The sequence below is a fragment of the Fulvivirga lutimaris genome (assembly GCF_009711525.1).
GTDB lineage: Bacteria > Bacteroidota > Bacteroidia > Cytophagales > Cyclobacteriaceae > Fulvivirga > Fulvivirga lutimaris.
Genome location: NZ_SMLV01000232.1, coordinates 1 through 6,936 on the forward strand (window position 1 = coordinate 1; position 6,936 = coordinate 6,936).

The following is a 6,936-nucleotide window of genomic DNA, read 5'->3' on the forward strand; positions in this document are numbered from 1 at the left end:
AAACTGGTAAAAAAATCGCATTGTTCTTGGGTATAGCAACTGGTGCTGCAGTAGCTGCTGTGACCTTGGGTAAAACAAACAAAAAAATTAGAAACATAGCAAGTAGAAGTATTTCAAAGTCAGGTGATAAAAAAGACTTGAATAATCTCGATGACTCTGATATCAATTACATTTGATTGTAATAATTAATTGCATCTAGAATATCTTCTTTGGATATTTCACAATCCCATTGAGCACTTCCAATTGAACTAGGTAGCACAGCCAATATCTGTCTGCCTTCATTTTTTTTGTCCTGTAGGGCATATTTAATTATTTCCTTTTTATACTCATCCTTTATCCTGTGTATGGGGTATATGCTGTTAATATATTTAATGATCTGGTGAAGATCTGCTTCACTTATCATATCTCTTTGTGATGCAATATAGCTTTCGCAAATCATACCTAAAGCCACAGCTTCACCATGCAAAAGCTTTTCTGAAGTGTTTAATAAAAATGTTTCAACGGCATGTCCAATAGTATGTCCGAAGTTTAATAGTTTTCTTGCTCCCTTTTCTGTTGGGTCACTGTCAACTATCTTTCTTTTTATTTCTATGGAGTGCCTGACAATTTCAGTCCAATCAAGTTGATCATAAGATTTGCTGACTAAGTTTTTCCAAGCGACACCATCAGCAATAATATGATGTTTAATGACTTCGGCAAAACCCGATCTTAATTCTTCCTTTGATAGAGTTTTTAAAAATATCTGATCTATTATTACTAATTCTGGTATACTAAATAATCCGATATGATTTTTTAATCCATTAAAATCAACGCCTAATTTACCACCAATACTTGCATCAACTTGAGCTAATAATGTGGTTGGGATGTTGATAAAATCAATACCACGTTTGTAAGTTCTGGCACAAAATCCACCAAGGTCACCAATGACTCCACCACCAATATTTATCAGGAGGCTCTTTCTATCAAAATTGCCATCTGTAATGGCTCCCCAAACTTTACCACAAGTTTCAATATTTTTATATTCTTCACCTGAAGGTATTGTGATGACAATATGATCAGGAATGTCTATTAGCGGATAACAATGTTGATATGTATTCTCATCACAAAGTACTGCTATTTGGCTGTAATTGTTTTTGCTAAGAAACTGTTTAAGCTCCGTATTTAAGTCTGATGTAATAGTAATTTGCCCCACAGTGACTACAGAAATGTTATGGTAATTATAGCGATGCTTACCCAGAGATAGCCTGAATATTATTGCACTATTTTATATCGTTTAAAGATATTAAAATAAAACAAAACACCGGATTATAGGTTATTTTATATCTTTGGGCGCAATAATCTAGGTACCTATGCAACTTGCATCTAATATATCATTTGATGACACATCTAATGCTTTTGAGGCCAAGTCTGACAAAGCATTAAAGAAGGCAAATTTTCTGTTTTCTGTGGTTAACAACCCCATTATGTCAAGCCTTTCGACAGGCTCAGTAAAGCTTGGATTGGCATTGAGATTGCCAATTAAAGGAATAATAAAGCATACAGTATTTGAACACTTTTGTGGAGGAGAAAATATTGAGGAAAGTAGGAAGACAATTAAGGAGTTAGGTGATTATAATATTGGAACCATTCTGGATTATTCAGTTGAAGGAGAAGATGATGAAGAGTCTTTTGACAAAACCAGAGATGAGATAGTTCGAACAATTGAGGAGGCGGCTAAGTCGGAGCATATTCCTTTTAGCGTTTTTAAAGTAACAGGACTAGCTGACAGTCCTTTATTGATAAAGATTCAAGCTGGTAAAGCTCTCACTGATAACGAACTGCAAGCCTTTGAAAGAGTTAGGCAAAGAGTAGATACCATTTGTAAAAGGGCTTTTGAATTAAAGGTTCCAATACTCATTGATGCAGAAGAAACTTGGCTGCAAGAACCTATTGACAAGCTCGCATATGAAATGATGAAGAAGTATAATCAATCGTCATGCATTGTTTTCAATACTTTTCAAATGTACAGAACAAGCACTTTGGATGGCTTGAAAAAAGCTTTCCATTATGCTGCTATGGACAACTATTACCTGGGAGCAAAACTTGTAAGAGGAGCTTATATGGAAAAGGAAAGGGAGCGAGCCGAAGAAATGGGGTATGAGAGCCCAATCCAACCAACCAAGGAGGCCTCAGACGACAATTTTAACAAAGCATTGGCATTTTGTATAGATAATCAGCAACGGGTTTCGGTGGTGTGTGGTTCTCATAATGAGTATAGCAACTACTACCTGGCGTTGTTAATGGAGAAGCATAATATGAAAAATGATGACCCTAGAGTGTGGTTTGCACAGTTGTATGGAATGAGCGACAACATATCTTTTAACCTTGCGAAAGCAGGTTATAATGTAGCAAAATACGTCCCATACGGTCCTGTAAAATCAGTAATGCCCTATTTGCTCAGAAGAGCTAGTGAAAATACTTCAGTTGCTGGGCAAAGTAGTCGGGAGTTATCTCTGATCAGAAAGGAACTTAAAAGAAGAAAATCACTTAGTTAGAATCACAAATTCTACTCGTCTGTTTTTCTTACGATCTTCTTCTGTCTCATTAGATTCAATCGGTTTTGTTTCTCCAAAGCCAAATGAACTTAAGCGTTTTTCCTTAATTCCGTTTTCCACAAAATATTCTAATACCGCCCTGGCTCGGTCTTCGGATAGCTTCTGGTTATAATCATCTTGTCCCATAGAGCAAGTATGCCCATCTAGTTGTATGGTGATCTTTTTGTTCTCTTCAAGAAACTTGATCACCTTATTTAGCTGAGGTTTTGACTCATCTTTCAATGTAGCTTTATCAAATTCAAAATAAATGTTATCAAGAGATATCCTTTGACCCACTTCTACTGGAGATAAGAATATATCTCTTTTAATACTATCACTTTCATAGACAGAATGAAGGTCTATGGGTTCATGTTCAACAGTAATATAGTTTTCCTTGATAACATTAAGTTCAAATATGGCCGCTATTGGCATTACCAAACTATAATATCCATCAGCCTCTGTTGTCTGCTCTGTGACAATGTAGTTGTCAGTTTTATTAATTAAATCAATTGTAGCTCCTTCAATCGGCTCGTTTGTATTAGCATTTAATACTCTTCCATAAAGTGTAATTATTGGTTCAGGCAGGTGCATGGCTGGTAGTTCAATTCGATAAATGTCAGCATCACTACCTGTTCCTTCTGTATAGTATGCATACTTTGAATCGTATTCTAAGTGAAAAAACATCTGATCATTTTCGTCATTTACAGTTGGGCCAATATTTTCTGGGTCAGACCAGTTCGTCCATGTATCGTCTAGTCTATGTGAGATGAATATATCAGTACCACCGAATCCTAAATGACCTTTGGAAGAGAAGTATAAGGTTTTTCCATCTGGAGCAATAAATGGTGATGACTCTTCATCAGATGTATTTATTACCTCCCCAAGATTCTTTGGCGTTGACCACCTGCCATTGTCCTGAATGAAACTAACATAGAGATCACGATCTCCTTCAGTATCTCTTCGCTGTACAGACATCAAGATTGTCTTCTGATCTTGACTTAAAAAGTAATTTGCATGTGGAGAAAAGTTCTCCTTATTTTCGATCTCAACATTTTTGATACTGGAAATTCCACTATCAAGCTTGTAAGCGATGGAAAGGCCCTCAATCATTTTATCTTTTTTATACTGATTGCCTAATAGTAGAGTATAACCTCTTTTATATGGTACAATTGAGCAAACGAAATTAGGACCTTCATTATTTAAAGGTGCCCCCAAATTAACAGCTTCTTTCCACTCCCCGGAAGCATCTTTTTCAGCATACCAAATATCTTCCAGGTCCTTTTTTCCACCAATATTTTCAGGGTGAGAAACACGACTGAAAAACATGGCTTTTGCATCGGGTGTAAGCAGAGGCTTTAAATCCTTGTAAGGACTATTAATCTTCTCGCTTAACCGCTCAGGGGCTACCTCACCATAAACACCCTTTGCCGCTGTTATATTTATTGTAATTGGTTCATCAGAATCGGAAATACCAATGGCATCAATGCCATTATGACCAGGCACCTTGCTGCCATCTATCTCTACTTTAACGGCAGCAACTTCGTAGGGTGTTTCTTCAAGGAAAATGTTGAGAAGTCTGCCTTTTATTGGAATAGCTTTAGGTTTGAATACATTAATTAAATATTCTACACCTTGAATATCATAGGCATAAACTTTAGATACAGCACTCGGGTTAAGCGATTCAGCAATTGCTATTTGCTTTATTTTTATAGGGTTTTTAAACCCAACTTTAATAAAATCTACTTCATCATCTTTTCTAGGTGCCCAAGCTCTTGTTGAGCTGACACTGCCAGGGTAGATGTTTGGTTCGTCTAATGCTTGTTTGGCTTTATATGACTCATCACCAATTAGGGCCATATGCCTTGATACTCTCCATTCTGATGAAACCTCAATTACTTCAAATGCCCATTCAACTTTTTGTGCACTAGAGAGAAAAAAGGAAATAATAAAGAGAAAAGTTAGAACTGCTTTCATTGGTTAGTAGCGAGATTTTGCTGGTGCATGACTTGTGAACCTATAAGCCAAATTAATTTCATATGTTCCTATGCCCCGATCATTATATCTGAGTGAAGAAGTGTTCCAATCATAACTAAAAGCTACTTTAAAGAGGGCAGTTTCGAATTCTGTTAACAGAATAAATGAATCATTTATTCTATACCAGCCGCCAAGCCTGGCTATTCCATAGGTCATTTTCCCTTGATTAAAAGTAGTTAATTTGTAGCTAAAATAGGAGCCAATATTGTTTTGAATAGTTTCGTCCTGATAGGCAATGAGATAGTTAGCAGATATAGTTGCCTTATATGAAACGTTTAGGACCATCCCACCATGATATTTATATAATAAAGGAAGCTGCTGGCTTTCTTGTTCCAATAGACTCTCGTTTGGGTTATTAAGGTGCGAAACTGATATACCAGAATTAACGCTGTTGATCAACTCGTTTCCTGTTTGAATTGGATTATACCACCAAAATGCTCCGGCATTTATATCAATAAAAGTCCTTCCTCTTAAGCTACTAACATCTGATGATGCAATTGATGCGTCAAAACCCACATAGGGGTTATACTGTTCCCCCCACTGCAGTCCATCAGGATCTATTCTCTTATTAATGGCCCCTACCTGTAAACCGAAAGTTATGAGATTTATATACTTGTGATCTAGCGGTAGGTTGTATGCAAATGCCACATTTCCGCCTGTTGTTTTGAAGTTATTATTCTCACCAGCAGTGTCATTATAGATTGAGAGACCAAATCCTCCAATATGCCCAAGTGGCTTTGTATGTTTCGATTTGTAGTAAGGAATCACAAGAGAAAATTGACTTGTGGTGTATGGAAACAATAAATTTCTCCATTGTGATCTATGCCCGAAACTAACCGTGACATCTTGTTCGATACCCGCTAGTGCAGGATTAAGATACAGTGTACTATTAAAAAACTGTGAAAACACAGCATCCTGCCCTTTTGTTGAAAAAGGCAGGACACATATTACCAGTAAGATTATCGAATGATAAAATCGTTTAGGGGTCATCTCATTTAGCTAATGTGATGGTTCCAGTTTTTTCAAATTCAGTACCATTATTAAACTTACCCCTTAGTGTGTAAGTGAAAACATTATTTTCTTTTTCTTCATTATTGCTTTTGCCGTTCCATCCGCTAGTCGTAGCATCTGCAACACTATTGGTTCTATAAACTACCTGACCCCATTTGTTGAAAATCATAAACTCAAAATCATCCGAAGAAATATTTTCACCGTATACTTTCACCTTATTATTATCTGGGTTACTAGAGGTAGGGCTAAATACATTTGGCACATACAAGTTTTGGTTCTCAGTAACAATAACTGATTTACTAAAGGTTGCTTCACAAATACCATTCTTCACAATTAATTCTATAGTGTAGCTACCTGGAGTTGAGTATTGATATTCTAAGGTGCTACTGCTGCTTCCACCACCATTGCCAAAATCCCAAGTGTAACTGGTGCCATTCTGATCATTGGCTGTAAAAGTATAATCAACATTTGAAGTCAACTCTAGAATTTCAGAAAATTCATTAATAGTGAACTCAGCGCTTGTGCCCTTGAAATCCGCAATATCAGAAAACTGAATAGTTGAGCATCCATCAAAAACTTGAAGAACGAACTCTACATCAAATTCTTCTTCTATTGCCATGTAAGTGGCAATTTTAGAATCAGCATTCGAAAGGTTGCCTGTGCCGGTGGTCGTCCAGTTAAATGTATTGTTAGATTGTGGAATGTCATTATTTAGCTTAACCTCTTCACCAACACAGTAAGTTGGGTCAATGTAGAGCTGCCCATTTGGTCTGGTATTTAATGATACTGTTACAGACCCACTAGCACTACCACCACAATTAGAATCAGACACAGAAATTAAAGAAACTTCACCAACTTCGCTTGTTTGAAATTCAAGTGTCGACTCTTGAGTGGTTTGTGTTATTTCATTGTTATTGATTGAATAAGTAACAGTCCAAGGCCCATCACCAGTCAGTGTGATTCTTACAGTTGCATCCTCATCTTCACAAACACTTCCACCACCGGTTATTTGCGCAGTTGGTGCGTTAGCTCTTTCTAAAAATGCATCGCCACTTACATTTCCGGTTACTCCATTGGCATCCACAATTGACACTAAGGAATATTTACCTCCTTTGGTCACATCCATGACATAAGGGCTTTCATCAATGTCTATATTGAATTCATTATTTCCATCTGTATATGCTACTTTCCACGGACCAACACCTTCAAGGTCTATAACAAGAGAGTAAATATCTCCGCTACAAAATACTGCCGAACCTCCTGTTAGTATGGCCTGTGAAATTATTGTTTCACCATCACCATCTCCATCACCATCACC

The 6,936-nt window shown here is 36.9% G+C and carries 5 protein-coding genes; 1 reads left to right on the forward strand and 4 read right to left on the reverse strand.

Going from position 1 to position 6,936, the window contains the following annotated elements; translation table 11 throughout:
• Positions 1 to 166: 166 nt before the first annotated feature.
• Entirely contained in the window at positions 167 to 1,192 is a 1,026-nt protein-coding gene (aroB, locus tag E1140_RS02710; protein ID WP_343034127.1) for a 3-dehydroquinate synthase, read from the reverse strand.
• 157 nt (positions 1,193 to 1,349) lie between these two features.
• Between aroB and E1140_RS02715 the strand changes: the two genes are divergently transcribed.
• Positions 1,350 to 2,534: a proline dehydrogenase family protein gene (locus E1140_RS02715; protein WP_155178786.1), complete on the forward strand. Its 1,185-nt coding sequence runs from the start codon at positions 1,350 to 1,352 to the stop codon at positions 2,532 to 2,534.
• Here the strand turns inward: E1140_RS02715 and E1140_RS02720 are convergent.
• The 3 genes from E1140_RS02720 to E1140_RS02730 all read right to left on the reverse strand — a co-directional run.
• Positions 2,523 to 4,547, reverse strand: a complete 2,025-nt coding sequence (locus tag E1140_RS02720; RefSeq protein ID WP_155178788.1) for an OmpA family protein — start codon at positions 4,545 to 4,547, stop codon at positions 2,523 to 2,525. The genes E1140_RS02715 and E1140_RS02720 overlap by 12 nt on opposite strands.
• A 3-nt stretch (positions 4,548 to 4,550) precedes the next feature.
• The gene (locus tag E1140_RS02725) at positions 4,551 to 5,597 is read right to left on the reverse strand and encodes a PorP/SprF family type IX secretion system membrane protein (protein ID WP_155178790.1); all 1,047 of its coding nucleotides are present in this window, start codon (positions 5,595 to 5,597) and stop codon (positions 4,551 to 4,553) included.
• Position 5,598: 1 nt separating this feature from the next.
• The coding region (locus E1140_RS02730; protein ID WP_155178792.1) for a PKD domain-containing protein at positions 5,599 to 6,936 on the reverse strand (1,338 nt) is incomplete at its 5' end.

Coding starts and splice junctions, on each gene's coding strand:
- E1140_RS02725 (WP_155178790.1), bottom strand. CDS start 5,597: ATGACCCCTAAACGATTTTATCATTCGATAATCTTACTGGTAATATGT.
- E1140_RS02720 (WP_155178788.1), bottom strand. CDS start 4,547: ATGAAAGCAGTTCTAACTTTTCTCTTTATTATTTCCTTTTTTCTCTCT.
- E1140_RS02715 (WP_155178786.1), top strand. CDS start 1,350: ATGCAACTTGCATCTAATATATCATTTGATGACACATCTAATGCTTTT.